Source organism: Bacillus sp. FJAT-44742 (genome assembly GCF_002797315.1).
Taxonomy (GTDB): domain Bacteria; phylum Bacillota; class Bacilli; order Bacillales; family Marinococcaceae; genus Thalassorhabdus; species Thalassorhabdus alkalitolerans.
This window is the reverse complement of record NZ_KZ454937.1, coordinates 160,829-187,583: the sequence shown is the minus strand read 5'-3', so window position 1 is coordinate 187,583 and position 26,755 is coordinate 160,829. Positions and strand designations below refer to the sequence as shown.

General features: G+C 37.0%; 25 protein-coding genes and 1 pseudogene. 11 read left to right on the top strand and 15 right to left on the bottom strand.

Annotated elements, in window-relative coordinates; genetic code table 11:
- Positions 1-120 precede the first annotated feature (120 nt).
- The 6 genes from CEF17_RS19105 to CEF17_RS19080 all read left to right on the top strand — a co-directional run bounded on the left by CEF17_RS19105 (position 121) and on the right by CEF17_RS19080 (position 6,740).
- On the top strand, positions 121-1,233 hold the full coding sequence (locus tag CEF17_RS19105) for a YeiH family protein (RefSeq protein ID WP_100401109.1): 1,113 nt from the start codon (positions 121-123) through the stop codon (positions 1,231-1,233).
- Positions 1,234-2,441: 1,208 nt separating this feature from the next.
- Positions 2,442-2,744: a UxaA family hydrolase gene (locus CEF17_RS19100; protein WP_100401108.1), complete on the top strand. Its 303-nt coding sequence runs from the start codon at positions 2,442-2,444 to the stop codon at positions 2,742-2,744.
- Position 2,745: 1 nt separating this feature from the next.
- A complete protein-coding gene (locus tag CEF17_RS19095; RefSeq protein ID WP_100401107.1) occupies positions 2,746-3,900 on the top strand; it encodes a UxaA family hydrolase in 1,155 nt (384 codons plus the stop codon).
- 85 nt (positions 3,901-3,985) lie between these two features.
- Positions 3,986-4,936: a hydroxyacid dehydrogenase gene (locus tag CEF17_RS19090; protein ID WP_100401106.1), complete on the top strand. Its 951-nt coding sequence runs from the start codon at positions 3,986-3,988 to the stop codon at positions 4,934-4,936.
- 23 nt (positions 4,937-4,959) lie between these two features.
- Positions 4,960-5,652: a FadR/GntR family transcriptional regulator gene (locus tag CEF17_RS19085; RefSeq protein ID WP_198509044.1), complete on the top strand. Its 693-nt coding sequence runs from the start codon at positions 4,960-4,962 to the stop codon at positions 5,650-5,652.
- 26 nt (positions 5,653-5,678) lie between these two features.
- Positions 5,679-6,740, top strand: a complete 1,062-nt coding sequence (locus CEF17_RS19080; protein ID WP_100401104.1) for an Ldh family oxidoreductase — start codon at positions 5,679-5,681, stop codon at positions 6,738-6,740.
- A 375-nt stretch (positions 6,741-7,115) separates the two neighbouring features.
- Here CEF17_RS19080 and CEF17_RS19075 read toward each other — a convergent pair whose 3' ends face one another.
- The 6 genes and pseudogenes from CEF17_RS19075 to CEF17_RS20745 all read right to left on the bottom strand — a co-directional run.
- Positions 7,116-7,868: an SGNH/GDSL hydrolase family protein gene (locus tag CEF17_RS19075; RefSeq protein WP_100401103.1), complete on the bottom strand. Its 753-nt coding sequence runs from the start codon at positions 7,866-7,868 to the stop codon at positions 7,116-7,118.
- A gap of 743 nt (positions 7,869-8,611) precedes the next feature.
- Entirely contained in the window at positions 8,612-9,328 is a 717-nt protein-coding gene (locus tag CEF17_RS19070; RefSeq protein WP_100401102.1) for a sulfite exporter TauE/SafE family protein, read from the bottom strand.
- A 10-nt stretch (positions 9,329-9,338) separates the two neighbouring features.
- Positions 9,339-9,563 (bottom strand): hypothetical protein, encoded by a 225-nt coding sequence (locus CEF17_RS19065; protein WP_198509043.1) that lies wholly within the window; start codon positions 9,561-9,563, stop codon positions 9,339-9,341.
- 191 nt (positions 9,564-9,754) lie between these two features.
- Positions 9,755-9,892 (bottom strand): hypothetical protein, encoded by a 138-nt coding sequence (locus CEF17_RS20195; protein WP_157843103.1) that lies wholly within the window; start codon positions 9,890-9,892, stop codon positions 9,755-9,757.
- A gap of 63 nt (positions 9,893-9,955) precedes the next feature.
- Complete coding sequence (locus CEF17_RS19060) at positions 9,956-10,186, bottom strand: tyrosine-type recombinase/integrase (protein ID WP_100401100.1); 231 nt, start codon at positions 10,184-10,186, stop codon at positions 9,956-9,958.
- 49 nt (positions 10,187-10,235) lie between these two features.
- A pseudogene (locus CEF17_RS20745) lies at positions 10,236-10,400 on the bottom strand (DUF3189 family protein); the annotation flags it as partial.
- Positions 10,401-10,872: 472 nt separating this feature from the next.
- Between CEF17_RS20745 and CEF17_RS19050 the strand changes: the two are divergent.
- Positions 10,873-11,304, top strand: a complete 432-nt coding sequence (locus CEF17_RS19050) for an Hsp20/alpha crystallin family protein (protein ID WP_100401099.1) — start codon at positions 10,873-10,875, stop codon at positions 11,302-11,304.
- A 172-nt stretch (positions 11,305-11,476) separates the two neighbouring features.
- On the opposite strand, the gene CEF17_RS19045 is transcribed toward CEF17_RS19050, so the two are convergent.
- The 5 genes from CEF17_RS19045 to CEF17_RS19025 all read right to left on the bottom strand — a co-directional run bounded on the left by CEF17_RS19045 (position 11,477) and on the right by CEF17_RS19025 (position 17,424).
- Positions 11,477-13,009 carry a YheC/YheD family protein gene (locus tag CEF17_RS19045; protein ID WP_100401098.1) on the bottom strand — a complete coding sequence of 511 codons (1,533 nt, stop codon included), beginning with the start codon at positions 13,007-13,009 and terminating at the stop codon, positions 11,477-11,479.
- 161 nt (positions 13,010-13,170) lie between these two features.
- Positions 13,171-13,416, bottom strand: coding sequence for a hypothetical protein (locus CEF17_RS19040; protein ID WP_100401097.1), 246 nt, complete (start codon positions 13,414-13,416; stop codon positions 13,171-13,173).
- A 977-nt stretch (positions 13,417-14,393) separates the two neighbouring features.
- Entirely contained in the window at positions 14,394-15,458 is a 1,065-nt protein-coding gene (gene xerS / locus CEF17_RS19035) for a tyrosine recombinase XerS (RefSeq protein WP_157843102.1), read from the bottom strand.
- A gap of 389 nt (positions 15,459-15,847) precedes the next feature.
- Positions 15,848-16,591: a Fic family protein gene (locus CEF17_RS19030; protein WP_100401095.1), complete on the bottom strand. Its 744-nt coding sequence runs from the start codon at positions 16,589-16,591 to the stop codon at positions 15,848-15,850.
- A 542-nt stretch (positions 16,592-17,133) separates the two neighbouring features.
- A complete protein-coding gene (locus CEF17_RS19025; protein WP_100401094.1) occupies positions 17,134-17,424 on the bottom strand; it encodes a hypothetical protein in 291 nt (96 codons plus the stop codon).
- 168 nt (positions 17,425-17,592) lie between these two features.
- Here CEF17_RS19025 and CEF17_RS19020 point away from each other — a divergent pair, with 168 nt between their 5' ends.
- Both CEF17_RS19020 and CEF17_RS20920 read left to right on the top strand, forming a co-directional pair.
- Positions 17,593-18,126, top strand: a complete 534-nt coding sequence (locus tag CEF17_RS19020) for a DUF2269 domain-containing protein (protein WP_232725662.1) — start codon at positions 17,593-17,595, stop codon at positions 18,124-18,126.
- 309 nt (positions 18,127-18,435) lie between these two features.
- A complete protein-coding gene (locus CEF17_RS20920; RefSeq protein ID WP_269799485.1) occupies positions 18,436-18,570 on the top strand; it encodes a hypothetical protein in 135 nt (44 codons plus the stop codon).
- 353 nt (positions 18,571-18,923) lie between these two features.
- Here the strand turns inward: CEF17_RS20920 and CEF17_RS19015 are convergent, their stop codons facing one another.
- The 4 genes from CEF17_RS19015 to CEF17_RS19000 all read right to left on the bottom strand — a co-directional run bounded on the left by CEF17_RS19015 (position 18,924) and on the right by CEF17_RS19000 (position 24,140).
- Complete coding sequence (locus CEF17_RS19015) at positions 18,924-20,264, bottom strand: N-acetylmuramoyl-L-alanine amidase (protein ID WP_100401092.1); 1,341 nt, start codon at positions 20,262-20,264, stop codon at positions 18,924-18,926.
- A 537-nt stretch (positions 20,265-20,801) separates the two neighbouring features.
- Positions 20,802-21,932 (bottom strand): UDP-N-acetylglucosamine 2-epimerase, encoded by a 1,131-nt coding sequence (neuC, locus tag CEF17_RS19010; protein WP_100401091.1) that lies wholly within the window; start codon positions 21,930-21,932, stop codon positions 20,802-20,804.
- A gap of 13 nt (positions 21,933-21,945) precedes the next feature.
- Positions 21,946-22,989 (bottom strand): N-acetylneuraminate synthase, encoded by a 1,044-nt coding sequence (neuB, locus tag CEF17_RS19005; protein ID WP_100401090.1) that lies wholly within the window; start codon positions 22,987-22,989, stop codon positions 21,946-21,948.
- Positions 22,990-23,036: 47 nt separating this feature from the next.
- Positions 23,037-24,140: a DegT/DnrJ/EryC1/StrS family aminotransferase gene (locus CEF17_RS19000; protein ID WP_100401089.1), complete on the bottom strand. Its 1,104-nt coding sequence runs from the start codon at positions 24,138-24,140 to the stop codon at positions 23,037-23,039.
- A gap of 209 nt (positions 24,141-24,349) precedes the next feature.
- Between CEF17_RS19000 and CEF17_RS18995 the strand changes: the two genes are divergently transcribed.
- Together CEF17_RS18995 and CEF17_RS18990 are read left to right on the top strand one after the other, a co-directional pair.
- Complete coding sequence (locus CEF17_RS18995; RefSeq protein ID WP_100401088.1) at positions 24,350-25,363, top strand: polysaccharide biosynthesis protein; 1,014 nt, start codon at positions 24,350-24,352, stop codon at positions 25,361-25,363.
- 9 nt (positions 25,364-25,372) lie between these two features.
- Complete coding sequence (locus CEF17_RS18990) at positions 25,373-26,722, top strand: CDP-glycerol glycerophosphotransferase family protein (RefSeq protein WP_100401087.1); 1,350 nt, start codon at positions 25,373-25,375, stop codon at positions 26,720-26,722.
- Positions 26,723-26,755: the final 33 nt, after the last annotated feature.

The following is a 26,755-nucleotide window of genomic DNA, read 5'->3' as shown; positions in this document are numbered from 1 at the left end:
TCAAAAACCTATTAAATTTATTAATAAAAGACATCAAAAAGGAAAATAATTGCAGAGCAAAATTCTGTGTTACGTTTATAAAAAGGTTTAAAAGAAGGATAGCAATGGGGGCTATACAATTTGGTTAAAAAAAGATTACCTGGTGTTTTATTAGCTTTATTAATAATGTTTATTGGGGGATTAGGGGCAGATATCATTGGCTTTCTTATACAAAATATGCAAGGTGTCTCTACTACAGCTCCTTCACCAATCTCAGGTATTTTTGTTGCTATTCTTGTAGGTTTAATAATCAAGAATACAATAGGAGTCCATTCCATATTCACCCCGGGCCTTCAATTTTCCGTAAAGTTTTTGTTAAAGCTAGGAATAGTATTAATTGGACTTCGATTAAGCTTTATGGAAATTATGAATGTAGGCGGGTGGGTTCTACCTATTGTTTTAAGTTGTATTCTTATTGGTTTGGTATTCACTATGTGGTTAAGTCATTTACTGAAACAGTCTCTTCGATTGGGAAGTTTAATTGCCGTAGGCACAGGGATTTGCGGGATAACAGCGATCTTAGCCACCTCTCCAAGTATTAAGTCAAACGATGAAGAAACCTCCTACGCGATTGCAAACATCACGATCTTTGGTTTGATCTCCATGTTTTTTTATCCTTTTTTAAGCTTCTATTTGTTTAATAATGATCCTGTGTTGGTAGGAATCTTCCTTGGAACCGCGCTTCATGACACTTCTCAAGTAACCGGTGCAGCGCTAATGTATACTCAATACTTTGAGCAAGAAGTCGTGCTAGAGGTAGCAACCATTACAAAACTTATTCGGAATGTATTAATCGTTGTATTCGTTCCGTTAATTAGCTATTTCTATTTAAGAAAAAGTAATAGTTCTTCTAAAAGTTTTGGGACCTGGAAAAGTATTTTCCCCATTTTTGTCCTTTGGTTTGTGTTAATGTCCCTTGTTAGAACAACCGGAGATCTTACTTTTATTAATTATGGGAGGGCTTTCTTTCTCTTCAATGAAAATACCTGGGAAAATTTATGGAATTCCATTAGCAATTTTGGAGCCCAGACCCTATTAGGGACAGCTTTAGCTTCGATAGGTTTACTTACAAATATGAAGATATTTAAGGGATTAGGATTTAAGCCGTTTTATATCGGAATGGCTGCAGCGCTTATAGTCGGAGTAACCAGTTACATTTTTGTTTTAGTTCTCGGATCTTTTATAAATTACTAGCAGGCTTCCACCAAACGTCATGTTATGAGTGTTTGTTTGATCACAAAATAGAGTGATTCCTGGGTGAAAGGAAACCCAGGAACCTAGAGGAACATCTATTAGGATAGGTCTTTGTTGAATAGTGAATTGATTTACTAAAGATAAAGTTATTGTTGTAGGAGGGACTTCAGGCTTTTAACGTCAAGCGTTGGTATGCCGGGCCCTCTTTTATTTCTTTATTTTACAGGCACAGGTACGAACAAAGAAAAGTTAAGGGCCAGAGCCTCGGCTCTTTATCTATTATGTACCTTTTCAGTTTGATCACTCAGTTGGTTTTTTTGACACTAGTATGACCGTATGGACATCAAGTTTATTTGCACTTCCAGTTGTGGTGCTGGGAGTAATAGCTGGACAAATCATTTTTAAATGGATAACCTAACATGTTTTCACGGTTATTATCATATCCTCTTTCTTTTTACCGGTTCTTATCTACCTAATCGAAAGTGTTCACGCAAAGAAGAGTACCGGGGTTATGAAATAGAGGCTTGCTGTTCACTAATAAACTTTAGAAACGTTGCTGTTTGAAGTTCTTGGTTTGGACACACTCCTTTTGCAAAAAAATACCCTAAAATTCACGTTTGGAATTTCTTTCTTATATTTTTGAAATTATAAAAATTTTACATAGCAGTTATAAATGATCTAAATGAATAAACCATGGAAAATCCATTGCTTACCAAATACTCTCATGGCATAATGTAGACAAATAATTTGTAATATTTCGTTAATTTATAATTAAAGATAATAATTAGTCAAACGACTTTTTGAATTATTACTAACTAGCAAAAAACATTTTTATAATTTTCTAAAAATTTAGTATTGTTTATCTTTCCAAAAAATGTTTTAATGTAGTTAAATAATAATGGTTGGGCCAGTATACCAAAAAATTTAATAATGGTTCATATCATTTTTTAAAAGCGTTAACTTTGTGATAGGAGGGCTGTTTAAAAAGTTTTTAGAAGCGATCATGGACACTAACAAAAAAAGGGGAAATATTGAAAAATGTTTTATGGCTACCAGACTTGCAGTAACATTCTTGAAAGTAAAGTTAACTCAGGTGACTAACGTTGAAAAAACTAAATTAATCAGAAATAGGATGTAACTGCCTTTTGTAAAAGCACATTGAAAATTTTCAATACTATAAATTTTTAAAAAAATAAAGGAGGAAGATTATGGCTACCAATGGTACACCAAGCAATCACAAATTCTTAATTCATAATCACGGGGATCACGTCGGAGTAGTGACAACGCCAATTAATAAGAGTGAGAAAGTTAAAGGAGTATACATGGATGACGGCACAGAAATCACTCTTAATTCCAATCATGACGTGCCGCTAGGTCACAAAATTGCACTTGTGGAACTTGGAGAGGGAGAGGATGTAATGAAATACGGAATTAAAATTGGTGTGACCTCTCAAGACGTGGCTGTCGGCGATTATATTCATACTCATAACATTAAAACGGCGAGGTGGTAAAATGGAACAATTATTTGGATATAGAAGAGAAAATGGAAAAGTAGGCATTCGAAATCATGTAGTGATTTTACCTGTGGATGATATCTCTAACGCTGCTTGTGAAGCAGTTGCTAATAATGTAAAGGGAACGTTAGCTCTCCCTCACGCCTATGGAAGGTTGCAATACGGACCAGATTTAGATTTACATTTTAAAACCATGATCGGAACGGGGGCTAACCCTAATGTGGCCGCAGTTGTAGTCATAGGAATTGAGGAAAACTGGACGAAAAAAATTGCAGATGGAATTGCTGAAACAGGCAAGCCCGTCAGCTCTTTTTCAATCGAAGGGAATGGAGATTTTGAAACGATCAGAAGAGCTTCTTGGGTAGCGAAAGAATACGTACAACAGGCATCGGAAATTACTAGAGAGCCTATTGAGATTAGCGATCTAGTTGTTAGCATAAAATGTGGTGAATCCGATACAACAACAGGGCTAGGATCTTGTCCTACTGTGTCTCAAGCCATTAACCATTTCATTGACGAGGGTGCAACAGTATTTTTCGGGGAAACACCTGAACTGACAGGTGGAGAAAACCTGATTGCAGACCGTATGGCAACACCTGAACTAAAAGAGAAATTTATGAGAATATATGAGGACTATGTGGGTGAAATCGAATCTAAAGGCGTTGATCTTTTAGGCTCACAGCCGACTCAAGGTAATATTGCTGGAGGACTTTCCACAATTGAAGAAAAAGCCCTAGGCAACATTGCCAAAACAGGGGACAAAACCATTGTTGGTGTATTGGAGCCTGCTGAAGCGCCAACCAATGGCAACGGTCTTTACTTTATGGACACCTCATCAGCCGCTGCTGAATGTATCACTGTAATGGCTGCAGGAGGAGCAGTTCTTCATCTCTTCCCAACAGGACAAGGGAATATTATCGGGAATCCCATTGAGCCAGTTATTAAAGTTACGGCAAACCCTGACACCTCAGAAACGATGAGTGAACACATTGATGTTGATGTAAAAGGGCTTTTGTCTCGTGAAATCGACTTGGAAGAGGCTGGAAACATGCTATTAGAAAATATGTATCGTACCGTGAACGGTAGGTTAACAAATGCGGAAGCATTAGGTCACCGTGAGTTCGTGACAACTAGGCTGTACCGCAGTTCTTGATTATTTACTGTAATATGGCTAACTTTCCTTCATGCTCGCATGAAGAGAAAGTTGGCCTATTCTATTAGTGGGGGGAGAAAAGTTTATGAAAATTTTAATTTCTGAAGTAATATGGAACGAGGGAATAGAAAGCATCTCAGAAGATGGGGTGTATATTGAGTATGATAAGGACCTCTGGAAAAAGCGAGAAGAGTTACTAGAAAAAGTGGCTGATTGTGATGCTTTAATTGTTCGAAATCAGACACGGGTAGATCAGGATTTACTAGCACATGCTACCAATTTAAAAGTTGTGGGAAGACTCGGGGTTGGTTTAGACAATATAGATCTAAATCAAACTCAAGAAAGAAATATAAAAGTGGTTGCTGCTAAGAATGCCAACGCCACTTCAGTTGCTGAATATGTATTAAGTGCAATTCTTGATTTTAATAGACCATTGGCCAAGGCTAATGAAGATGTAAAGAAGGGTAATTGGAATAGACAACTTCATACTGGCAAAGAAGTAAAAGGAAAAACGTTAGGATTAATTGGTTTAGGGGAAATTTCTCATCGAGTAGCAAATAGGGCACAAACATTTGGAATTGAGGTCATGGGTTATGATCCATTCGTCACCAATTATGATCATGTCATTGATGAAAGCGGCGTAAAGAAAGCTGAAAGTTTATCTGATGTTCTCACCTATTCCGACTTCATTTCGTTACATGTACCCTTAACAAGCCATACAAAATATATGATTTCATATGAAGCATTCAACAAAATGAAACCCCAATCGATCATTATTAATAGTTCTAGAGGGGGGATAATAGATGAAGAAGCCCTTTATGAAGCGATTCGAGATAATAAAATAGCTGGAGCATATTTGGATGTATTAGAAAAAGAGCCAATAGAAAAGGAGTCGCCTCTACTTATATTACCTAACATTGTGATTACCCCACACATTGCAGGCCTTACAGAGGAGTCACAGGTTAGGACTTCTATTCTTGTTGCCAACGAAGTAATGAATATCCTAAAAGGAGAAGGTTCTCTCTGTTTGGTGTAATGATACTAAGGAGGGAATTGAAATTGAAACCTGTTTTTACAGATAAAAAAAGTATCTCTGAAAAAGTAGCTGATTATATAAAAGGTCAAATTAGAGAAGGTAGGTTTCTGCCTGGCGATAAGATTTCAGGCGAAAGGGATATGGCAAAGGAATTAAATGTTAGTCGTAATACCATTAGAGAAGCTTATAAAATTCTAGAAGCTTATGGCTATTTAAAGTCTATCCACGGCAAGGGAGTTTTTATAGCTCAGGAAAGTGAGCAGATTAAAAAAATGACCGATGCCTTTTTCGTAACAAATAGCCAACTTAAAGATTTGTTTGCTGTTAGAAAAATGATTGAAGAGCAATTAGTGGAGTGGGCAATTATTAACGGGAGCGACGCCCAAATTGAACAACTAGCAACTATTTTGGAGAAAGCTAATAATAATATAAAAGAAAACCATATGCGTGAGAAACTTATCGATTACGATTTAGAATTCCACTTGTTAATTGCCACAATGGCTCAAAACGAAGTCGCTTTACAAATAATGCATAATTTAATTGATCTACTATCGAAAGCTAGAATTCAATCCTTTATGATTCCAAATCGACCTGAACAATCGGTAGAAGAGCATATAAATATTCTAAATGCAATTAAAGCAAAAGATGTGGCGTTAGCAAAACATTACATGAATGCCCATTTAGAAAGTGTACAAAAAACATTGATTGATAAGTAACTAAATCTAACCAAAGGAGACGTTCTATGGACTATTTTAAACCTAGTGAGTTGGAAAACTTTACGTCCCAGGTTTTAACTGAAGTAGGTGTAGAGCAAGATAAAGCAAAGATAGTAGCAGAGGCGTTAATAAAAGCTGACCTTGAAGGACTCGGCAGCCATGGAATTAGTAGACTTTCTACGTACATTGCTAGGATCACCGACAATAGAATTAATAATAAACCTGATATTAAGATAAGTGAACTCTCTCCTACAGCTTTACTAGTAGACGGCGATAATGGTTTAGGGCATCTAGTTGCTTATGAAGGACTTCAAGAAGGTATTAAATTAGCAAAAAAGCAAGGCATAGCTGCTGTAGCCATTAATAATAGTAATCATAATGGGACCTCAGCGTACTATTGCCAGTTGGCTTGTGAAGAGAACATGATGTTAATGGCTGGAACTAACTCTCCTCCTGGGATAGCTCCATGGGGAGGGAAGGACGCTTTCTTTGGCACAAACCCTATTGCTTTTGGGTTTCCATATGCTAAAGGACAGTCACCCGTGATTGTTGATATGTCGACAAGTACAGTCGCTAGAGGAAAAATAATTCTAGCTGATAAACAAGGCGAAAAAATACCAGATGGATGGGCCCTAGACAGCGAGGGGAACATGACCAATGATCCAAAGGAAGCTTTGAATGGAGGTACAGTGCTGCCTTTAGGTGGTGCTAAGGGCGCAGCACTAGCTTTAACTATCGAAATATTAACCGGAGTTATGACCGGAGCAGCCATCAGCCCTCATGTAAAAAACATTTACGACACCAATTTAACTGGAGGAGCAAATGTCGGTCACTTCTTTTTATTAATGGACATGACACCTTTTGAAAATGGTGTAGGATTTCAAAATAAACTCGATACCCTTATCACCCTAATGAAAGAGGTGGACTTAATTTCCGAAAATTCACCCATTCGTTATCCAGGTGAGAGAAGACAACAGGAGGCTGCCCTAAGATCCAAAGAAGGTATACCTTTATCCAAAACTATACAAACAGAGCTAGAACAGCTTGGAGAAAAAGTAGGGGTGTCTTTTAAAGCATACCAATACTAAGTAAGTACCCAACAAAACACTTTAACAAAAATAATTTACCTACTTTGCTCTCCCCACGCATATCAAGCAAAAAACCAGAGTAGCCTCAATAAAAAGCTTAATAAGGACAAACTTTCCTTTTATTTTGTCCTTAGTCGTAATGAGAATCAAATATAGAATTTCATAAAAATAACCTATCACTTTACCAAAAAAGACTTGCCGCTAGAAACTAGTATTCCCTCTTTAAAGTAGAAAAAAGTGTAAATAGCGCATCTTTTCGGCGTTTTACAACACTTTGGAACGATTGAGGGGGCACCGGTCTGAGTTTTGGGATGGGTTAAGTATGAAGCTTCTATAAACATAAAAGGTGAGTCCTTGCAAAAGACTCACCTTTTATTAGTCTTCAAAATAAGGATTGAGGACCTGAATTCCAACATCGGCAAGGATTCTCTGGCCTTCAGTTGTTGGATGAATGTCGTTCTCGATAACATAGTCTTCTTGATTTGTGCCAAATGCTTCATGTGCATCCGCAATATCTATATTATCGTAGTGGTCCAAGAGATCCCTAAACTCTTCATTGATAATGGGCAATATCTCGTTGCCGATATTATGCAGAAAGAGGTCATTAGATTTTTGATACGGATTATAAACATTATAAATAATGATCGGTGAATCTGTTAGAGTTCGTATTTCCTCCACACTTTCTGAAAGATTTTCGAAAAGGTTGGTGTTTTCAAGTTCTTTATTTAGATATTTCAGGAAGCGATCGTTATCCCCCAGGCTTTTAGTCGAAGCAATTCGCAATGCTTCTAACAAATCGTTACTTCCGATGGTAAGAGTAATGTAATCTGCATGACGAACGGCCTGGCGGTATTTCTGATCATTTTCAAGGTGATAAAGCATTACTTCGGTTTGTAACCCTGGGACGGCAAGGTTTCTAACTCTCATATCAAGAGCCTTACCAATTAAAAACGGATAGGAGTTTCTAGAAAACGATGCGTTATCATTTACACCAAGGTTATATCCGTAAGGAATCGAGTCTCCTAACGCTACTAAAGACATTTTTCCTTGGTCAGAATTTGCAGTCACCGGTGAACAAAAGAATATAAACGATACGACCAAAAGAAGTGAGCTGAGTACTGTTTTCATTCCTTTCCTCCTTTATTGAATTCTTATATTTTATGATAAACGAACAGAATTAGTAACATTGTCGAACTAAGAGACATTGAAAATTTTAAAAAAAGTAGGAGTATGTAAGACCTCCTGTTTTTAGATTGTGTTGTGCAATCAGTTAAAGACTTTTTTGGAAATGAATAGTGGAACTAATAGGGAGGGTGTATTGAATTAACGGATAAATAAAAAGTTCATCGTTAATGGAAACGGAAGCTTTAGAAAACAAAGTTCAAAGAAAGAAACTTAAGAAGTATAAAAGGACCTTTGCAAAGGGGATCACTATCATTAGGATCGCTAGTAAAATTAAGTCATAGGAAAAAAATAGTTTGAGTACCAAACCAGTGACCAGGATAAGGATCGCTTGAGCCGTAAACTATAATTGGTCAAAGAAACCGTTTCCCCAGAAGGTTAGGACCTCCCCCTAGATCAAGCCCTTAGAACAACCCTAAAACAACCACAAGTAGTGTAAAAATAAAGACAAAAATAAAGGCATCTGGCAAGTACTTTCAGCGATACGGGTAAAAAATCTTGAAATTGTTCTCGTCATGCTCTTCTTTTATTTTAAGATTATAAATAATTAGTTATTAATACTTAAACTTCTACACGCTTTATCAAATATTTCGAACCACAATATTTATTTACCCAAAGATTGGGCCTTCTAGCAAGAAGAAGAATAGTGTAACCCTAACACTCCTTAAGAGAGGCCCATATATTTCAGCTTATATTGAAGTGAAAAGTAAATAAAATCCTGTCATGGCTAAGATTATATATGTGATAACCTGAAAAACTTGTTGGCTTAAATGTTTAAATAACCATCTACCTGCAAACATTCCAATAAACATCAGTGGAAATAAACTAATAGAAACTATCCAAATTTCACGTGAAGTCGATCCAAAAGTAATTTGCATTCCCAAACTTATTGAGTAAATAAACAAATAAAAAGCGAGGGTGGTACTTCTTAAGACAGCTTTATCAATACTAACACCTGTAAAATATAAAAGTAACGGGGGTCCCGGCATTCCTATACTTGTTGTTAGTAAACCGGATACTCCTCCGCTTACATAATCTTTACTATGCGATCGCCTAATTCTAAATTTTAAAATTAATAATATGGTTAATACCAAAATTAATATACTGATAACTAATTTTAGTAATTCAACATCAAGATATAAATAAATTAAAATCCCAAAGGGACTTCCAATCACACTACTGAAAATTAACTTCTTTAGTAATCCTTTGTTAATATGCTCGAATATTCCTGGAACCATAAATATTGAAATAAGGATAGATAGAATAATATTAATTTGGATAGCAGTTCTCGGTTCAAAAACCAAAAGCAAAAAGGGAGTGGCCATAATTGAAAAGCCAAACCCAGTGCATGCTTGTAACATTGAAGCAAAAAGAACAATAATAGCAGCTAAGATTATATCTTCCATTTTTTTATCACTACCTTGTAAATTTAATTAAAGGTAACGTTGTAAACAAGGTTAATAAAATACCAATGCCAGTCAAAATCGCAGGTGTATACTTGTATAACTGAATCATTACAAGGCCCAGAAAAGGTCCAATAGCAGTTGCTAGAATAAAACTTAAAGTATAAAAACTAATTCCTTCTCCTTGGTGTTTAACAGGGATGATATCGATCACAGCAATTTGCATCACAGTCAGCACTATCCCAACGAGTGCGCATGTAGAAAACGAATGAGTATTAAAAGATTTAAGTGCCCTGCTAGAAAGTAAGAAAGCTAAAATGCAATAAAAAACAGCTTTTTTCTGCCGATGATGTCAATGTATTTTCCTGTCAGAATACGAAAAGTAAGACCGCCAATAACAAAAACACTTGCGGCAAGTCCAGCCATTCCTTAAGTACCATCAAAACCATCCATAGCATACCCAGCTATGGATGTTATCGTTAAAAAATAAGTGAGTGCAATGAAAAAAGTGATCAATGGCATGAGGATAAAATTTTTACTCCATAATTGTGGTTTTGATGTTTCCATGTGTATAACCTCTTAACTTTACTCATAAGCTGAGCTTAAAAATAGACAGTCCTTGGCTTAAAACTACTCCTTCGCTTCGTATTCATCCATTGCTTCCATTCGTTTCTCCATATCTCTCATATCCATATTGGTGTAGATGGTTGTGGTTTGGATAGAATTATGACCCAGCTGTCTCATTAAAGAAATTTGATCTTTATTCGCCAGCCAATGCTTTGTTGCGAAAGTATGGCGAAACTTATGAGGAGACATTTTCATAACAAACTGCTGGGTGTATTTGCCGACAATATGCTGCACACCCCGGACAGAGAGGGGATTGCTGGCACCACAAGTTGTTTCGTTTCCGTCCTATGGTATAAACGGGATTTCCCTCTTCATCATTTCCATGAAAAATAAGTTTCCCTTTGTCTTCATTTGTTAATTGGTTAAAATAATCGACACGAAGTATTTCTTCAGAAGTCAGCTTTCTTTCCAAGGAGGGAAGTTTTTTCAAATGAAAGGCAGCAGCCAAGGCCGTCGTGTGCGTACCCCCTTAATCATTGTAGATGTATATCATAATACCACCCTTTAAGATCTGTTTTTAACCATAGGAGGGACACCTTAGGCTACTCCATACTATTTTTTTTACATCCCCCTATGTATTTGACCAGTGAGATACTTGATAATATCATACAATGGGACAGAAAAGGTGCTTTTACAAGCCATGGAAATAATTACGTCAAGCATAACACGGCAGATTAATAAAGTTTCCCTATGTCTATAGTTACCTTAGTACTATTCTATCATTGTTGTTTTTCTCGAAGTTGGAGGCTTGTTTTGTTAAGAGGTTTTTTGTTCTCCTGTTATTAGCTCAGAGCAAAATTATTTGATTCATTTCATCACCATTTATTTTCTCACATTATCCTCTTGACAAAAATCACACGCATTTTTATGCTATTAATTGAAAAGGAAATATCAAAACATTATCAAAGGAGGAATGCTAAATGGCAAACCTAACACCTATGCGTCGAAATTTTGACCTAGTGAATGAACGGTTTGGATTTTTTAGTGACTTCTTCAATGATAATTTCTTTCCTGCTTTTCAAAACATTAATCGTTTCAAGGCAGATATCCGCGATGAGGGTAGTAAATATGTTATAGAAGCTGATCTTCCTGGATTTCACAAAGAAGACATTGATATTGAGTACAACGACAAATATTTAACAATTAAAGGAGTAAGGGAAGAACAAAAAGAAACAGATAAGAATAAATATATTCACCAGGAACGTCAATACGGAGAATTTGTGAGAAAATTCTACCTTCAGGTCATTAAAGAGGATGAAATTAAGGCGACGTTTACAGATGGCGTGTTCGAGTTAGAAGTTCCTAAAGATGAATCTTCCCAAACAACTCTACGCCGCATAGATATTAACTAACAATCGAGGGCCTGCTTTAGTCTAAAGGAAACTAAAGCAGGCCTTTTTCTTATATTGTTCTATGGATGGCTTATCTGTGGGATAAGCGTGCACTAACTTGAAGAAGACTAGGCGCATATAACGGGTAAGGGCCATTATTAAAAGGATACCCTACAAACACGCCATGGAAGGATTATTTCCAAAATTCCCACCATTTTTTTTGTAGTTTTTCAATACTATTTTTGGAGGCAATTAACACCTGTTTCGTTTCCTCTAATTCTTGTTCCGTGTGGTTTAACCTTTTTTCAAGCGCGTCAATCGTTTTATCCTTTTCTGCTTCTCGTTTGCTTACCAGAGCAAACTTCTCCATGAGTTTTTTGTAACCACTTTTAGTTTTCTCTAATTCTTGTCTAGTCTCTTTTAAGTGTTGTTCTAGCTCCGCAATTTCTCTGTCTTTTTCCGTATCCCTTTTTCGTTCCAAAATGGTTCTCTCAAGGAGGCTTGGATTAAACCCAAGGTTTCCTGCAGGAACATCGGGGCTGGTAGAGTGAACAGGTGAGTTAGGTATGACTTTATTGGTTGCTAAAAAGTAGGCATACTTTAGTGGCATGGCATATAATTCCCTAGTTAAATCAGGGTCTCGTACACGCCTAAGAATACTGATTTTTTGTGGTTTTCCATTCACTTCAATCAGCCAAGGTTTTCCTTTTTGATCTATTCCAAAATCTATTCCTAACTCACCCATGTGGCCTAGGGCCTTTTCTAGTTCTTGTGCAACTTGTATACTTATTGTTTTGATCGCATCCATTTGATAAGCAGTCAACATATTATTACTTTTAAGAATATCAGATAGACTTTTGATTTCGGAAGACATATTTGTAATGTAGGACGTTTTGTTGCCTATTCTACTAACGGCGCCAGTGATAAACCATTTCCCTTGCTCATTTCTATGGACATATACGCGAAGGTCATAAATTTTCTGCTCAGTTTGATCCAGAGAAATAAACTGTTGAACAAGAAACGTCTTATCTTTGATTAACTCGTCAATGCTTTTTATAAACTCATCTTGATTATCGGTATTGATCTTTGCTTGGTCATACAACCTTTCATCATTTAGTAAGGCATGTAATTTCTGTTTATTTGTTTCATTGTCTTCCTTAGACATATTACTTTTTTTAATGGAATCTGGGTCGTGTTCGGGCACTGACTGAGAAGTTTCCTGTTTTTGTGTATTAATATATAATTTATATTTATTGTCATCGGTCAACTCAACCAAGTAAACCTGTTTCCCTAAGCTACCTTTGCAAGGTTTTAATATGAGTTTTCGGTAGGTTGTTAATAGGTCTAAAAAGTTTTCGCTTTGATATAAAGAGGTGTGTGGTAAATAACTTTTTATAGAGCTTTTTTGTAATATCTGGTGTGTAACCCACTTATCGAGCCAAGTAATGGTGTTAAATACTTTCCCCTTGCCAATAATTTTTTCTAGTTTAGTTACGAGATTTTTATTTGCTGAGTAACGTCGGTTATATACGGCTGAAGGAAAAGGACAACTTTTTCGCTGCCAGGAATGTCCATTAAAAAACCAACCACGAATTTTCTTTTTCGTCCAGTTTATCCCTTTGGGAGTAAATACTAGTAAATCGATGTTTAGTGATTTTGCCATTTCATAATTTCGTAACTTAATAGGCTTCCTTACTAAAATACCAATCAAAGGCTTTTTCTCCATACGTTTGTCACCTCCTTGTATGTATTTTTCATTTTCATCTCTACCATGTTTAGACAATAGGCAATTTAAAATAGGAACCGTATAAGCGGTTTACTATTGAGATTTATAGACAAGGGTTGCCAGTGTGAAGCAACCCTTCTTCCTACAAAGATAGAGATATATTAAGCTCCCTCTTCAGCTGTAATTTGCAGCGTAAGCACTCCAATACCTGCTACCTCAATGGTTTCTTCAACAGGCTCTTCAGTTGGACAAGGAACAGTGATCTCTTCTCCGAATACCTCAAACGTTACGGTGCCATTAGCTGAGGGGAAAGATTGTTCTTCAAAAACAACAATTGGCTCTATAAGGTCTACGCCATCAATAGCTGTAATTTCTACTGTAACGAGACAAAAACCTACAACTCCCATCTTTAACTCACTCCTTTCACAAAGCTATACTTACTACTATGTAGTTTTTTTAGAATGGTTTGGATAGTTACCACGGGAGAAAGACACATTTCAAAAGACATCTCTTTTTTTGATGCCCTCTTCAAAATGCGATTGTTTATACAGAAAAAATGACCTTTAGGCCAACGGATGGGGGGAAGCTCCTATTAAAACAAGGCACTATCTTAAGAATGAATACAAGTAGGCTTCTTCGAGAAAAAGGGTGGAATAAAATTCCTTACACCTTCAAAAAGTAGTAACTATGAGAAATAAAAGTTGTACATTTCTACATAGGAATTAAGGCCTTTATAATGTAAGGTCCGTTAATTAGGAAAAGAGAGATTCTGTAGCACAGAAAAAATTATAACCAATGTGTAACAGGAAGAAGTAGAAAGGGAAGAAGGAAAACGCTGTTAACATCCTTTTTTGTGAGGCAGAAGAGACTAGGAACTCCCCGCAAAATGCCTACCTACACTGCACGATTCAAATATTAAGAGAAAAAATTAAGGGGAAAATCAGACCACGCTCTTCTCTGTTAAGGAAAAAGGAGAGGGAACAATAAAGTAGCTGATTAAAAAGAAAATAATCTTCTTAACTGGTCGTAAGGAAAAAACTTATGGGGAATTAGAAACAAAAGGCCACCGTTTAACCGGGGCCTTAATTCATGGGGGGAGCATATAATTGTAGGGTAGGGAATATTGTAAACTACACCCTAAGGCCAATACATTTTTATAGACCTAAAAACCCCATTTTGTCTATTAAACAATTAAGCTTAGGAAAACAAAGTAATTTAGGAAATATCAAAAGGCGGGAGAGAGATCACTTTTTTGTTTACCATAAAGCAGGAGATAGTTAAGGACTTTAATTTCAAAGGCTTTCTTTAGATATTATGATTCCTAGAAGAGTCCAGTGATATTCTGGATTCTTTTTATGTTAGGTGATAGTAATTTAGTTAAATATTAAGCTTCATACTCATCCATTGCTTCCATTTGTTTTTCCATATCCCTCATATCCATGTTGGTATAGATTGTTGTCGTTTGAATCGAATTATGACCAAGCTGTCTCATTAAAGAAATTTGATCTTTGTTCGCCAGCCAGTGCTTCGTAGCAAAGGTATGCCGGAATTTGTGAGGCGACATTTTCATCACAAACTGCTGGGTGTATTTGCCGACAATATGCTGCACGGCCCGGACAGAGAGGGGAGACCACGCTTTCCCGTACCTAGACACAAACACATGCTTTTGACTGTCGGGAATGTTTAACTCCTTACGCACCTTTAGGTATTCCTTCACGTCTTCTAAAGAAGATTTTGTGGCAAGGATCACTGACTTCTTGTTTCCTTTTCGCAACACAGTTAAGGTCTGTTTTTTAAAGTTGATATCATCCAAGGTAAGCTGCACTAATTCAGACACCCGAACTCCAGAACCAAGAAACAAACTTACGATGGCTACATCTCTGGTAATGTTGCGTTTGTAATGAGCCAACGCACGAGAACTCAAGGTTGTGGGATATTCCTCAACCATGAACTGTAAAAATTCTTTATCGGTATTTCCCTGAAAAATTTGGCTCGCTACATGGGCTGCCTTTTGCGAATCATCCTCTGTATTTCGAATGAGCTCAATCTTAGCAAAAACATTCCGATAAAAATAACTTTCTCCCTGGGCATCCTCCGTCTGAGTAGTAAGGTACTTAAATAGTGACTTTAACGAAGAGATGTTTCTGTTCACAGTATCATCAGAGAGGCCGCGATCAGCCTGAAGAGAAGCGACATAAGCCTCCGCATCTGTTTTTCTAAGGTCCGCTAACACTTCTACAGGAACAGAGGAGGGAGTCTTTTCTGGACTGATTTCCTGCTTTACGATCCATGTAAAAAAACTTATGTAGTCCCTGGCATACTGGGATAGGGTAGAGGGAGACATCCTTTTTCGTTGTTTCACTTCCAGATACTCAACAACATACCAGGGAAGATGCTGTTTTAAGTCTTGTAATTTACGTAAATGAACGGTTGTTTCACGACTAACCAAGCGGTTCACCACCTTTGTCGAATAATGTTGATATTTGCGTGAAATCCAATTTTAACGAACATATGTTTCTGTTTACATAATTATATTATATTTAACTGCAAAATACAAAAGAAATGTATATAATAAACTTGGTTATCCTTTATCCAGAAATTCTTTAACCTGGCGGTATCTACATTTCGTAGTCCTTGCTAGATAAATTAATAAAATCACCGATTTCCCTCATTAACTAAATAGAGTAGAGGAGGGAGCGCCGAAGTTTTCTAATAAAGTACAGGGCTATCAAGTTTAAGAATATGGAACATCATGTTAATTGATGCCTACAAAACGGTTTACCACCAAAACCGCTTAGGTAGATTTTGATAGCCCGCCTTAATATACCTAGCTACACATTAAGATACTGTGCTTATATAGTTCCTCAAACTTTCTTCCACACATGTTGATATTAGTTTATTAAAAGGTTCTACGTTATGATTAACGCTTGCCTCTTCTAAGGTTTTATAATATTCTGCTCGCTGATTATCTTCCGCTTTTACAATAGCCGGAGGATAACCCTCACTCATTAGAACCAAGTTCATTAATAACCTTGCGGTCCTGCCATTCCCGTCTGAAAACGGATGAATATAAACAAACTTAAAATGAAATAACGCAGCTAACTCTACTGGGTGCAAGTTACTTTTTTCTTTATCATACCAGTGTAAAAGGTCTGTCATTTCATTATTGAGTTGAAGAAAGTGGGGAGGGTAGTGCTTACTACCGGAAATTCTAACGTTTATTGACCGATATCTTCCTGCATTTTCATCATCTATATTCTTGAGGATCAAGTAGTGTATCATTTTCACAGTTGCCTCATTTAAAGGCTCTTTATTTTGCACTTTTTCTTCTATATAATCAATAGCCTCAGAATGGTTAATGACTTCAAAATGTTCTTGTAAACGCTTCCCACCAATAGTTAAACCTTCTTCAAGCACAACTTTAGTTTCTACTAAGGATAGTGTGTTGCCTTCTATAGCATTTGAATTATAGGTCCATTCCACCCGATAAAACTCCTTAAGGTTTTTAACGGCTGCTGGGGGAAGTGGCCTTAGTTGATCTAACTCTTTCTTCAACTTATTGATTTCATGAAAATTTGCCATCATTTACACCTACTTACTAACATTTTATGTTAATCGTCACTTCATTTTTTCACCATGAAACTTAAGGATAAATTCTCTATATAAACAGTCAGTCCTTCGTTGCTCTTACATAAATTTACCATAAGAAGGATAAAAATTATAAAGGCTTTTGGATACATTCACTTAAAATGAACTTTTAGTGTTCTTATTATATCAGTAATTATCTATTTTTTTCATTAAATTACTATTTCACGCAAAGATATTAATCTTAACATTCCTCCCTTTTGGGATTTCACTATACCAATGCTATTCCCTTTTTATAGAGACAAGTTGAGGGAAATACCCAGAGAATTGAATACCTTCGTGGAAGAAAAAACGATAAGATAGGCCACAAGCGGGTACATTTAGATAAAATGTTGCTGCTTGCAAAACTTCTTTTGTACCGAGAATAAATGCGGGTTAAACAATGCAAATTCGAAAGAACAAAAAAGGACCGAAATCTTCGGTCCTTTACCTTTTGATTTGGTCTTATGAACTACTTTCTTTAAGGTATCTTAATTAGGTTACTTCTTGTTTATCGGATTGACTGGTTCTTCACTTTCCCTATCCACATAACCGCCTTCCCCGTCCGGCTTTACTACATTTACAGAAATAGCTCTGTGCTCTCCTGCAGGACCGGTATGTAACCTCTCATGAATTGGATGGTGATTCTCATGAACATGGGTTGGCTCTTCCGGGATAAGTACTTGTTTACCGTTTGGAGTTTCAATATAATGTTGATGAGCACTTGTACTGCTTGCAAAAGATACTCCAACTGCTACTGTAACTATCACTATTGCGGCCTTTTTTATCATAAAACTTTCTCCTTCCTGTGCTAATTCTACATAATTATACCAAAAAGAGTTTCCTATTTATATTTTAATATACTATGTAATTTTCACGTAAAAATAAAAAAAGAGGAGGTTACCTTCATTTAACTATTATAATCATTACCGGAGGAAACCATGGACCTGGGGTACATTTTGGGCAATAAGAATAGAGAAAAAAAGGGGAATACACATTTTCAGAAGTTTGCATTAACCGTTCACGTTATAGTTTCGGTCGGATGGATAGGAGGAGTATTCGCCTATCTAGCTTTGGTCATTACAACTTTAATTAGCCGGGATGATCATATAATACGTGCAGCTCTTCTCTCCATGGAACCAATCACCTATTATGCTATTGTTCCCTTAGCATTAGCCTCCCTGATTACCGGGCTTTTTATGTCACTGAGTACCACATGGGGATTATTTCGTCACTATTGGATTTTGGCAAAGTCTTTGCTGACTTTAATAGCTATCTTTATCCTATTCCAATACACGCAGACTATCAGTTTTGTAGCAGAATTAGCAAGAGAACCAAGTACTAGCCTTGATGAGCTAAAGAGAGCCCATGGTCTCCTCCATTCAGTAGGAGCTCTAGTGGTGCTGCTTCTTAATATGATTTTATCAATGTATAAACCAAAAGGTGTAACCAAATACGGATGGCGTAAACAATACGAAAAGGCTAAACGATGATAGGGCAACAATAAACTTTATAAAAGCAAATAATTCAGGCAGCTTGTACTCACAACTGCCTGAATTATTTTTTCATTTCTTGGTACTCTTAGTGATTTGTGAAAAAATATTGCTCTTTTGTTTTAGCAGAGTCGTTATAAATTACTAGTCTTCATTTTCTTTTCAAATATCTATAAAACTCTAATTCTTAAATTTCTGAGATGAAGGAGATTTCTAAAACAAGTAAGAACAACTCTACTTCCTTGAGAATAACTTTTAAATTGCTTGGTTAAAATAATAGAAAAGAAAACATAGAAGGAGGGAGTTAATTTGAAAAAAATGTTTGAGTTAACAACCACGGGCCTGTTAATTTTAGGTCTTGTTGTTTCATTATACAATCAGGTAGAAAGTAATCAAAAGAATTCAAATACAGAAGTAGTGAAACATGCCTGCGTTCCAAATTAACGAACGTCTTAAAAAGACAGCTGTCATAAATTATGTCTAGCTAATAAAATGATCACTGAGGAATTTAGCAACCCAAAGATAAAGAAGCCCCCTAGGTTAAGGAGGTAACATTCTCATGGGGGGGAGAACATTACTTATGGGGGCATACAATAATATATGTTATAACTTTTGTGGTGTTTGGGCTTTATAAAGGGTTTTACTTCTCAATTTTGCAAATTATTTGTATAACACCCCCTCAAGAAGAAAGAGGATAAAGTGAAGACCTCTATCATCTCTACGTTAAAGCAAGAAGGGGCTCGTAACGAACAGAGTTGATTACCCCATACGGAATTCATTGGCTTTTATTAGGATGCTTAAGCTCTAATTTGTTCCACTAAATCTTCTAATGCTTTTTGACTAAATTGAAGGATTCTTTCGTAAATGTTTAATATCATCTCTCCGTATTCATTTCCTGGAACAGCCCACTTTCCGTTTAACCCCGTCCAAGTTACAGCTGAGCCTCTTTCAACCAAGTCAAATCGTGGATCCACTAAGGGATATTTATCGGGTAACTTGGAAGTCGAACTGTAAGCAAATAAGTGTTGGATATGAGCGAGTACTCCCTCTTCTGGTGTATCAAAACTGGCTCCGCGATTGTCTGGATCTGTAGCCCCTAGCCCGCAAAAGTTATTTTGCTCTGGTTGCACTATTCCAGTAAAACGAAAATAATCGGTTTCATGTAGAGCTTGAGCAAAAGCAATATCCCCTCTTATCCCGTAAAACTCCCCAAATTTCAAATAGTAGGAGCCTAACTCAAGGGCATTAGAATTGACGGTTTTAACATATCGGTTTAAAAGGGCTGACGATAGAAAGGTCTCCCCCATAATTGAATATCCATTCGGCGTGGTCTCCTCTGTCCCCATGTTGTCAATAATGATAAAGGCATCCGCTATACCGATCTGTTCTAACTGATTTTTTCGCCTCTCCGCGTTTTCCCTGTATTTAAATGAACCGGCTTGTACCCGGTACCATTCTTCACCATTGATCATAGTTCTTACGATAAAAGCGTCAATACCATTCGATTCCAGATGCGCTAGCTTCTTCTCCGCATTCTCTTTGTTTTTAAAAGAGCCTGCGATCACCTTATACATAGAACCAGAACTCTGTTTCGTTTGTAGATTAAACACTTCTTCTAACCCATTTACATGTCCACGAGCCACGTCTTGTCGCCAAGAAGAATCTCTCATTAAGGCAGCGTCTTGACTATGATCAATAAAACCATTTTCTGTTAATAAAGCTGACATTTTTGTTTCTCGTAAAACATGAAAATTAGCTTTCTTTTTCCCTCGGTTTGACAAACGATTTAAAGCGGTAATGTGTTGATGCATAATATCCCGGTATTGGGCTGTTTGTGAAGAATCCGATAAACTATTGTGAATGTAGTCTTCATACCCTCTTGCTTCTCCATTAAAAGCATTGCAATGGATAGACAAAAAGTAATCGGCATTCCATTGATTTGCTTCATTTGTTCTCTGCCTTAAACTAACGGTCGTATCAGTAGTCCGGCTCATTCTCACTTCTACGTTTTGGTATTCATTGAGTAAAATATTTCTAATCCTAAGGGCAATATCCAATGCCACGTCTTTTTCCAATAGGCCATTTCCTGTGGCTCCAGTGTCACTTCCACCATGACCAGGATCTAAATAAAGTTTCATAACCATTCTCCTTTCCTTTGTAATCATATGAACAGGAAGAGAAATAAGAGTGGACAACATACCCTGGAGATAAAACCATACTTTAGGGTTTTGAAACATATTTTTTTGGACTTTGCCAACAATCTACGTTTGTCCTGTTCGAGTATTCAGTAATATGGACTTTAAACCTTCTTCCCTCATTCTAAGTCTGACCTTAGATCCATGTTGAAAACACCTGAGGATCCAGCCACACAACCAAAACTGCAAGGAGAATGGTTATTTTGTGTAATTTGAGTTTTCTGTGGTTATAAACAGAAAGTGAATAGCCTTTGGGGAATTTATTGATAGAAAAAGCCCCCGCTAAAGGAGGTAGTTAAGACTTTCATGGGTGTTAGAATAAAAGTCACGGGGGCTTACAATAATATACGGGAAAGCTTTTGTGATGTCCGGGCGTATAAAGGTTGTTCTATTCATTTTGCCTCAATTTATATGCCTCTCTTTCTCAGGATGGCAGTAGCTTTTTAGCAAGCCAAAAGAAGGTATTTCTATCCTTTTCCACTATCTAAGTAAAAGTTTTCTCATCACTTTCACCATTTCTCCAGCGGGTGACTCCACAACATCATATGGATTTTTTTTATACTTCCATTCACTTACTAATGCTTCTTGTATACCTCTTTTAATATCAGCTGCATTTTGTTTTACATGTATGAGGTTCTCTCCGTGTTCTCGGTTTCGTTGCCTATTTCCGATGTTAACAAAAGGTACATTAACAAAAGGGGCTTCAATAATACCGCTACTGCTGTTTCCTACTAATACGTCGACTTGTGACAATAAAAATAAATACTCACTTGGAGGGAGTGAATCAAAATATGCAACATTCTTGTGTTGGTTGACAAAAGTATTAATGGATTTGCGAAACACCTCTCCCCCGGCATCACTATTTGTTCCTAGAAGAAAAAGCTGAGCCTCTGGAAAGTCCTTCATAGCTTCTAAGGATTCATTTATCTGCACAAAGAAAGGAAGGTTATCTTTAGAATCAGGATGCAACACGAACAAAATCTTTTTTTGTCTTTGAGCTAAATTTAATTTTTTAGTGAGCCCTAGTTTTTCTTCCTTACTCATCCTTCTTATTTCTTGAATGTCATGTTTTCGCAAAGACCCAATGACAAAAATGTTGGTTTCTTGTTCCCCCATAGAAAGTAGTCGTTGTTTGGACTGCACAGAAGATACAAAATGGTAGGTGGATAATTTAGATATAGCATGGCGCACCGCATCATCTGCCGATCCCGACTTCTCTCCCCCATGCAAGTGTAAGATCACCACATTTTGATAGTGAGCCGTCATAGCAGCCGCTATCATTTCTCCTCTATCTCCTAAAATAAGAATGGCATCTGGTGCCGCTTGTTCAATAATATCTGCAAAATATAAAGAAGCCAATCCAGTAGCCTTAGCCATGGCCCCCTTTGTATCTCCTTTAACTAAAATCGAGGGCGTGGAAAGGATATAAAAGGGATCTTTTCTTACCTCATGTATGGTAACCCCGTATTCTTCTAATACATGCATACCAGTCACTACAAGCTGCAACTCAAAACAAGAAGATTTCTCTATTTCAAATAATAAGGGCCGGTAAATACCATAATCTGCTCGCGTACCACTAAAACATAAAATCTTTTTTTTTGTTTTACTCAAACTACACCTTCCTTTACTTTTCTTGATCTAAGTCCTTCCACCATAGAGGGTCTCCAGCATTCTTATCGATTTTCATTTTTTTTCCTATGACCTCTTTGAAATGCTTTGATTCCATAGACGTCGCTGGACGTAAGTAAGTTAAATCCTCGCTGGATAACCTATGGCCAATTTTCACTTCTCGATTCAGATAAATCCCTCTTCGTACGGTTTCTTTTGTTTCTACTTCAGAGGGTGTGACTTGCTTGGTGGCACTTCCTAATGCTGACTCAATCTGTCTTATCCCTTTCACCATTTGGTGGAAGTCTATTGGATTTAAGGAAGCTTTATGATCAGGTCCATCCATGCTAGTGTCTAAGGTTAAGTGTTTTTCAATAATTTTATAACCAAGAGCCGTGGCTGCATAAGGTACTTCTACTCCCAAGGTATGGTCGGAGTACCCTATCACACAGCTAAAATGTTCCTTGAACGTTTTTATTGCTTTTAGATGGACCTCTTTATAAGGAGCGGGATAAGCAGAAGTGCAGTGGAGCAAGGCTAGTGGGAGATTATTGGGGAGAAAGTGTACAGTATCTTTTATTTCTTCTAAAGTTGCCATACCCGTGGAGAGGATGAGTGGTTTTTTATATGTTGCTAGCTGCTCAAGTAGTGGATAATGGGTTAAGTCCCCGCTCCCTACCTTGAATGCGTCCACACCCATCTCTTCTAATAGTTCCGCGCTTTTCCTATCAAATGGTGTGGATATAAAGCTAATATGGCTTTCCTCACTATATTTCTTAAGTTCTTTAAACTCTTGTTTATTTAATTGGTATTTTTTCAACATGTCAAATTGCGAATGATGATTTGTCTTCTTTTGGTAGGTAGCCAATTTGCTTTGAGGTGTGACCAATTGTTCGGTTTGATACGTCTGAAACTTTACCGCATCAGCTCCTGCCTCTTTTGCTGCATTGATGAGCTTCTTTGCCAATCGTAAAGATCCGTTATGGTTGACACCAACTTCAGCTATGATAAATACTTTTCCTTCATCAGTAACTCGTGTGTTTCCAATTGTGAAAGGCATTTTCCCATCCTTTCCAAGACAAATATTATTTTGCTAAGAGACCCGTTTTATAAAAGGCGTTGTAACTGGAGAACCACGTATTTCTGCTCAGTAAGAGTAAGATTTGAGTGAAAGGGAATGGCTAACGTACGACTCGACATGTCTTCACTAATAGGAAAGCTTCCCGGCTGGTGCCCAAATCGTTTTTTAAAACTGTTTTGTAAATGAATAGAAGGAAAATAAGGTTTTGTAAAAACTCCTCTTTTTTCAAGTGAAGAGATCACCTGATCTCTGTTTATTTTTTTAGGAAGAATAATAATAAAGACAAACCAGCTTACCCTACATTCTTTTAATATCGCAGGCAGCGTGACCGGTAGATTCCAATGAGTAAGGAGATCTATATAACGTAAGGCCACGAGTTCGCGCTTTTTTAAAATTTCGGTTAACCGTTCCATTTGGGCTAATCCTACAGCAGCCTGTAATTCAGACATTCGGTAATTATAGCCAATGTAATCATGGTCTAACCATTTGCTGGTTAGACTCCTTCCTTGATTTCTTAGGATGGAAGCTGTTTTGTATACTTCTTCCTTGTTAGTTACCAATACGCCTCCTTCCCCCGTAGTTATTTGCTTATTTGGATAAAACGCAAATACCCCGGCATCTCCTAAAAGCCCCACCGGCTTGCCATCCCACGTTGCACCAATGGCTTCACAAGCATCTTCGATGACGAATAAATTATGTTTAGTAGCAATTCTTAAGATCTCATCCATTTTGCAGGCCTGCCCAAATATATGAACAGCTAAAATAGCTTTGGTTTTTGAAGTGATCGCTTGCTCTATCTTTGACACATCCATGTTTAGCGTGTTTGGATCTATATCTACAAAGATTGGGGTGACTCCTTCATACACTAAACAGTTACCAGAAGCGATGAAACTGTACGGAGTCGTAATGACTTCGTCGCCTGCTTTTAACCCAAGGGATTTTACCGCCACATGTAAGGCGCTCGTTCCACTATTCATGGCTACAGCGTACCCGGCATGAAAGCGTTGTTGAAAGGTTTTTTCAAATGCTTTAGTTTTCTCTCCCATACTTAATTGGCCAGAATCTAACACTTCTTCTACATATTTTTTTTCTAAAGAGGATATGTCGGGCTTGGAAAGCGGAATAATCATTCTCTACCCACTCCTTCTTCGTTGGCATTGGCTTCTTTTTGTAGTAGGAGCTAGATACACATAGACTCATCTGACAAAAAACCTTTCCCACTCTGAGGGTGCCCGATTTGATGTCGTTCTCTAAAAATAGTTTTTTTATCTAGAGCATGACCACCTTCTTGTTCATACCTTAACTATTAGTAACTTAAATAAATAAAGGTGGAATTCTTATGGACAAACAAACACCGCTCAAAAAGTTTTTTAGAGAGAAGGTGATATTGGTTACTGGAGGCACCGGCTCCATTGGACAGTGTATTGTTTCTTCCTTAGTAAAATGTCACCCTAAAAAAATCATTATCTTCAATAAAGATGATAGTAAACAATATTTAATGAAACAGCAGTACTCCAATTATTCCAATATCGACTTTCTATTAGGAGATATTCGAGAGTTTGAATCAGTGGAATACGCTACGAGAGGTGCAGATATTGTCTTTCATGTAGCCGCTTTAAAACAGGTACCTATATGTGAGGACCACCCATTTGAAGCTGTCAAAACCAATATTATAGGAAGCGAAAATGTCATCAGGGCAAGTATATTAAATAAAGTCCAAAAGGTGATAAATGTTAGCACGGACAAAGCAGTTAATCCTACCAACACGATGGGAGCAACCAAACTAATCTCAGAAAAGCTCTTCTCTAACGCAAACTTTTTAATACACAATCATCAAACCATTTTTTGTTCAGTGCGGTTTGGGAACGTCATTAATTCTAGAGGCTCTGTCTTCCCTCTTTTTATTGATCAAGCGAAGTCTGGCAGCCCTATTACGGTTACAGATCCTAACATGACTAGATTTATCATGAGTATTTCTGATGCAGCACAATTAACTTTAAAATCTGCCTTTTTTTCAAAAGGGGGAGAAATTTTTATTTTCAAGATGAAATCACTAGAGATAGTAAAGCTGGCTGAAACAATTAGAAAATACTATCATACACAGGGAATGGCCTCCCCTCCTATTAAGTCGATAGGGAAACGAAGTGGTGAGAAGCTATTTGAAGAGTTAATATCTTATCATGAGAAGGACCAGGTTGTAGAAGACGAAGAGTTATATGTTGTTCTTCCAGACCCTACTTCTTCCTTTCATCACTTTACTAAGACAACAAACCCTGTTCTTAGATCTGATCAAATAGAAAGTATAAATGAAAAGGAGATTATTAAATTGTTAGAAGAAATTGAAAACAACTAGGTGATTGTTGTGAATAAGAAAAATAAAATTATTTGGCTCTGCACACTTGAGTTTCTTTCTCGGTTTCATCCTATCAAGTATGATCAAGTTCCTTTAGTCCTGCCTCTATTAAGAGACTTTCAAAAATATATTAAAAGACATTACAAGAAGGCTTATCACTGGAAAAAAAATTCTCCTTTGAAGAAAGCTGTGCATACGGCCTGCGAACCTTATTTAATAAATGAACAGCCAGTGGTGAAAAAAGAAAGAAAATTACTTGTGCGCGCTCAATTGTTCCCCTTAACAAAACATTTTAAAAATTCTCAGTGTATATATATAGCACATCATAAAAAAGAATACCAAGAAGCTCGAACCCATAAAGAATGTAGGCCTTTATTGTATTTACCTCGCATTCCAGAAACAAAAATAGCGGGGACTGCGGAAAAAAAGATTCAGAACCAACTAAAGAAGATATTTCGTTCAAGAAACACGCCCCGTTTTTTTCGCACCAAGGCTTTTACCACATGGATGTGGAAAAATACCAGGAATCTGCTAATAAAAATCAGAAAAGTTCATACATTGTTTAAGAAATATTCCTTTTCAGGGGTGTTATATGGTTCAACGATTAACCGGCACGGAGCCTTGGTCACGACATTTGCCCAAACCCGAAAAATAAAGACCGTGAATCTTCAACACGGCTTATTTGGTGAAATTGGGCATTTACCTGTAAACGCACACTTAAATTTCGTATGGGGGAAATCCCACCAAGATTATTTATTGGCTTTTGGCGCGCCTAAACAAAAAATCAAAATGGTGCCTCCCGTGTTTATCAGAAACAACAGCTTGGGTCTTTCCGATTTCACTGACAAAAGGTCTGTTCCACCTGCTCCTCCTTTGAAAGTCTTAGTTGCGCTTCAACCGTTGGGGGCCCAACATAACCATACAATGATTCGTAGGATTGAAAATGCAGCAAAACGATACCCAGGTAAAGTCCTAGTGTCTTATAAACTACATCCTGACCAAAGTAGAAAACTTTATCAAAAACAAATCCGTTCATCTTCTTCTAAACTTTTGTCGCATTCCGGCAATTCCCTTCATAATCTCATGAAATGGTGCGACATAATCATTACTCCTTATTCCACCGTGGCCTATGAAGGCCTTTTATGTAAAAAAGCTGTAGTGTTTTATGGACGACCACAACCTTTTTATTATTTAAAAGGTTGCGCTACCTTTGTAAAAACCGAAGAAGATATAAAAAAGTTATTCTTACAACTCATAAAACATCCTACATTTTTATCCACCCTCATCAATCAACTCTCATTGAAAGACGATATAAAAAATCATTCTTATGCTCCTCTAGCCATAGAAAACTATTTATAAAACTAACTTTATTTATATAAAAGGGGATTTTTT

What these genes read in the sequence shown, in the direction of transcription:
- CEF17_RS19090 (WP_100401106.1), top strand. Translation starts at nt 3,986, where the DNA reads ATGAAAATTTTAATTTCTGAAGTAATATGGAACGAGGGAATAGAAAGC.
- CEF17_RS19080 (WP_100401104.1), top strand. Translation starts at nt 5,679, where the DNA reads ATGGACTATTTTAAACCTAGTGAGTTGGAAAACTTTACGTCCCAGGTT.
- CEF17_RS20195 (WP_157843103.1), bottom strand. Translation starts at nt 9,892, where the DNA reads ATGGAAACATCAAAACCACAATTATGGAGTAAAAATTTTATCCTCATG.
- CEF17_RS18995 (WP_100401088.1), top strand. Translation starts at nt 24,350, where the DNA reads ATGGACAAACAAACACCGCTCAAAAAGTTTTTTAGAGAGAAGGTGATA.
- CEF17_RS19025 (WP_100401094.1), bottom strand. Translation starts at nt 17,424, where the DNA reads ATGATAAAAAAGGCCGCAATAGTGATAGTTACAGTAGCAGTTGGAGTA.
- CEF17_RS19045 (WP_100401098.1), bottom strand. Translation starts at nt 13,009, where the DNA reads ATGGAGAAAAAGCCTTTGATTGGTATTTTAGTAAGGAAGCCTATTAAG.
- CEF17_RS19070 (WP_100401102.1), bottom strand. Translation starts at nt 9,328, where the DNA reads ATGGAAGATATAATCTTAGCTGCTATTATTGTTCTTTTTGCTTCAATG.
- CEF17_RS19100 (WP_100401108.1), top strand. Translation starts at nt 2,442, where the DNA reads ATGGCTACCAATGGTACACCAAGCAATCACAAATTCTTAATTCATAAT.
- CEF17_RS19095 (WP_100401107.1), top strand. Translation starts at nt 2,746, where the DNA reads ATGGAACAATTATTTGGATATAGAAGAGAAAATGGAAAAGTAGGCATT.
- CEF17_RS19075 (WP_100401103.1), bottom strand. Translation starts at nt 7,868, where the DNA reads ATGAAAACAGTACTCAGCTCACTTCTTTTGGTCGTATCGTTTATATTC.
- CEF17_RS19030 (WP_100401095.1), bottom strand. Translation starts at nt 16,591, where the DNA reads ATGGCAAATTTTCATGAAATCAATAAGTTGAAGAAAGAGTTAGATCAA.
- CEF17_RS19040 (WP_100401097.1), bottom strand. Translation starts at nt 13,416, where the DNA reads ATGGGAGTTGTAGGTTTTTGTCTCGTTACAGTAGAAATTACAGCTATT.
- CEF17_RS19000 (WP_100401089.1), bottom strand. Translation starts at nt 24,140, where the DNA reads ATGATTATTCCGCTTTCCAAGCCCGACATATCCTCTTTAGAAAAAAAA.
- CEF17_RS19015 (WP_100401092.1), bottom strand. Translation starts at nt 20,264, where the DNA reads ATGAAACTTTATTTAGATCCTGGTCATGGTGGAAGTGACACTGGAGCC.
- neuB (WP_100401090.1), bottom strand. Translation starts at nt 22,989, where the DNA reads ATGCCTTTCACAATTGGAAACACACGAGTTACTGATGAAGGAAAAGTA.
- CEF17_RS19050 (WP_100401099.1), top strand. Translation starts at nt 10,873, where the DNA reads ATGGCAAACCTAACACCTATGCGTCGAAATTTTGACCTAGTGAATGAA.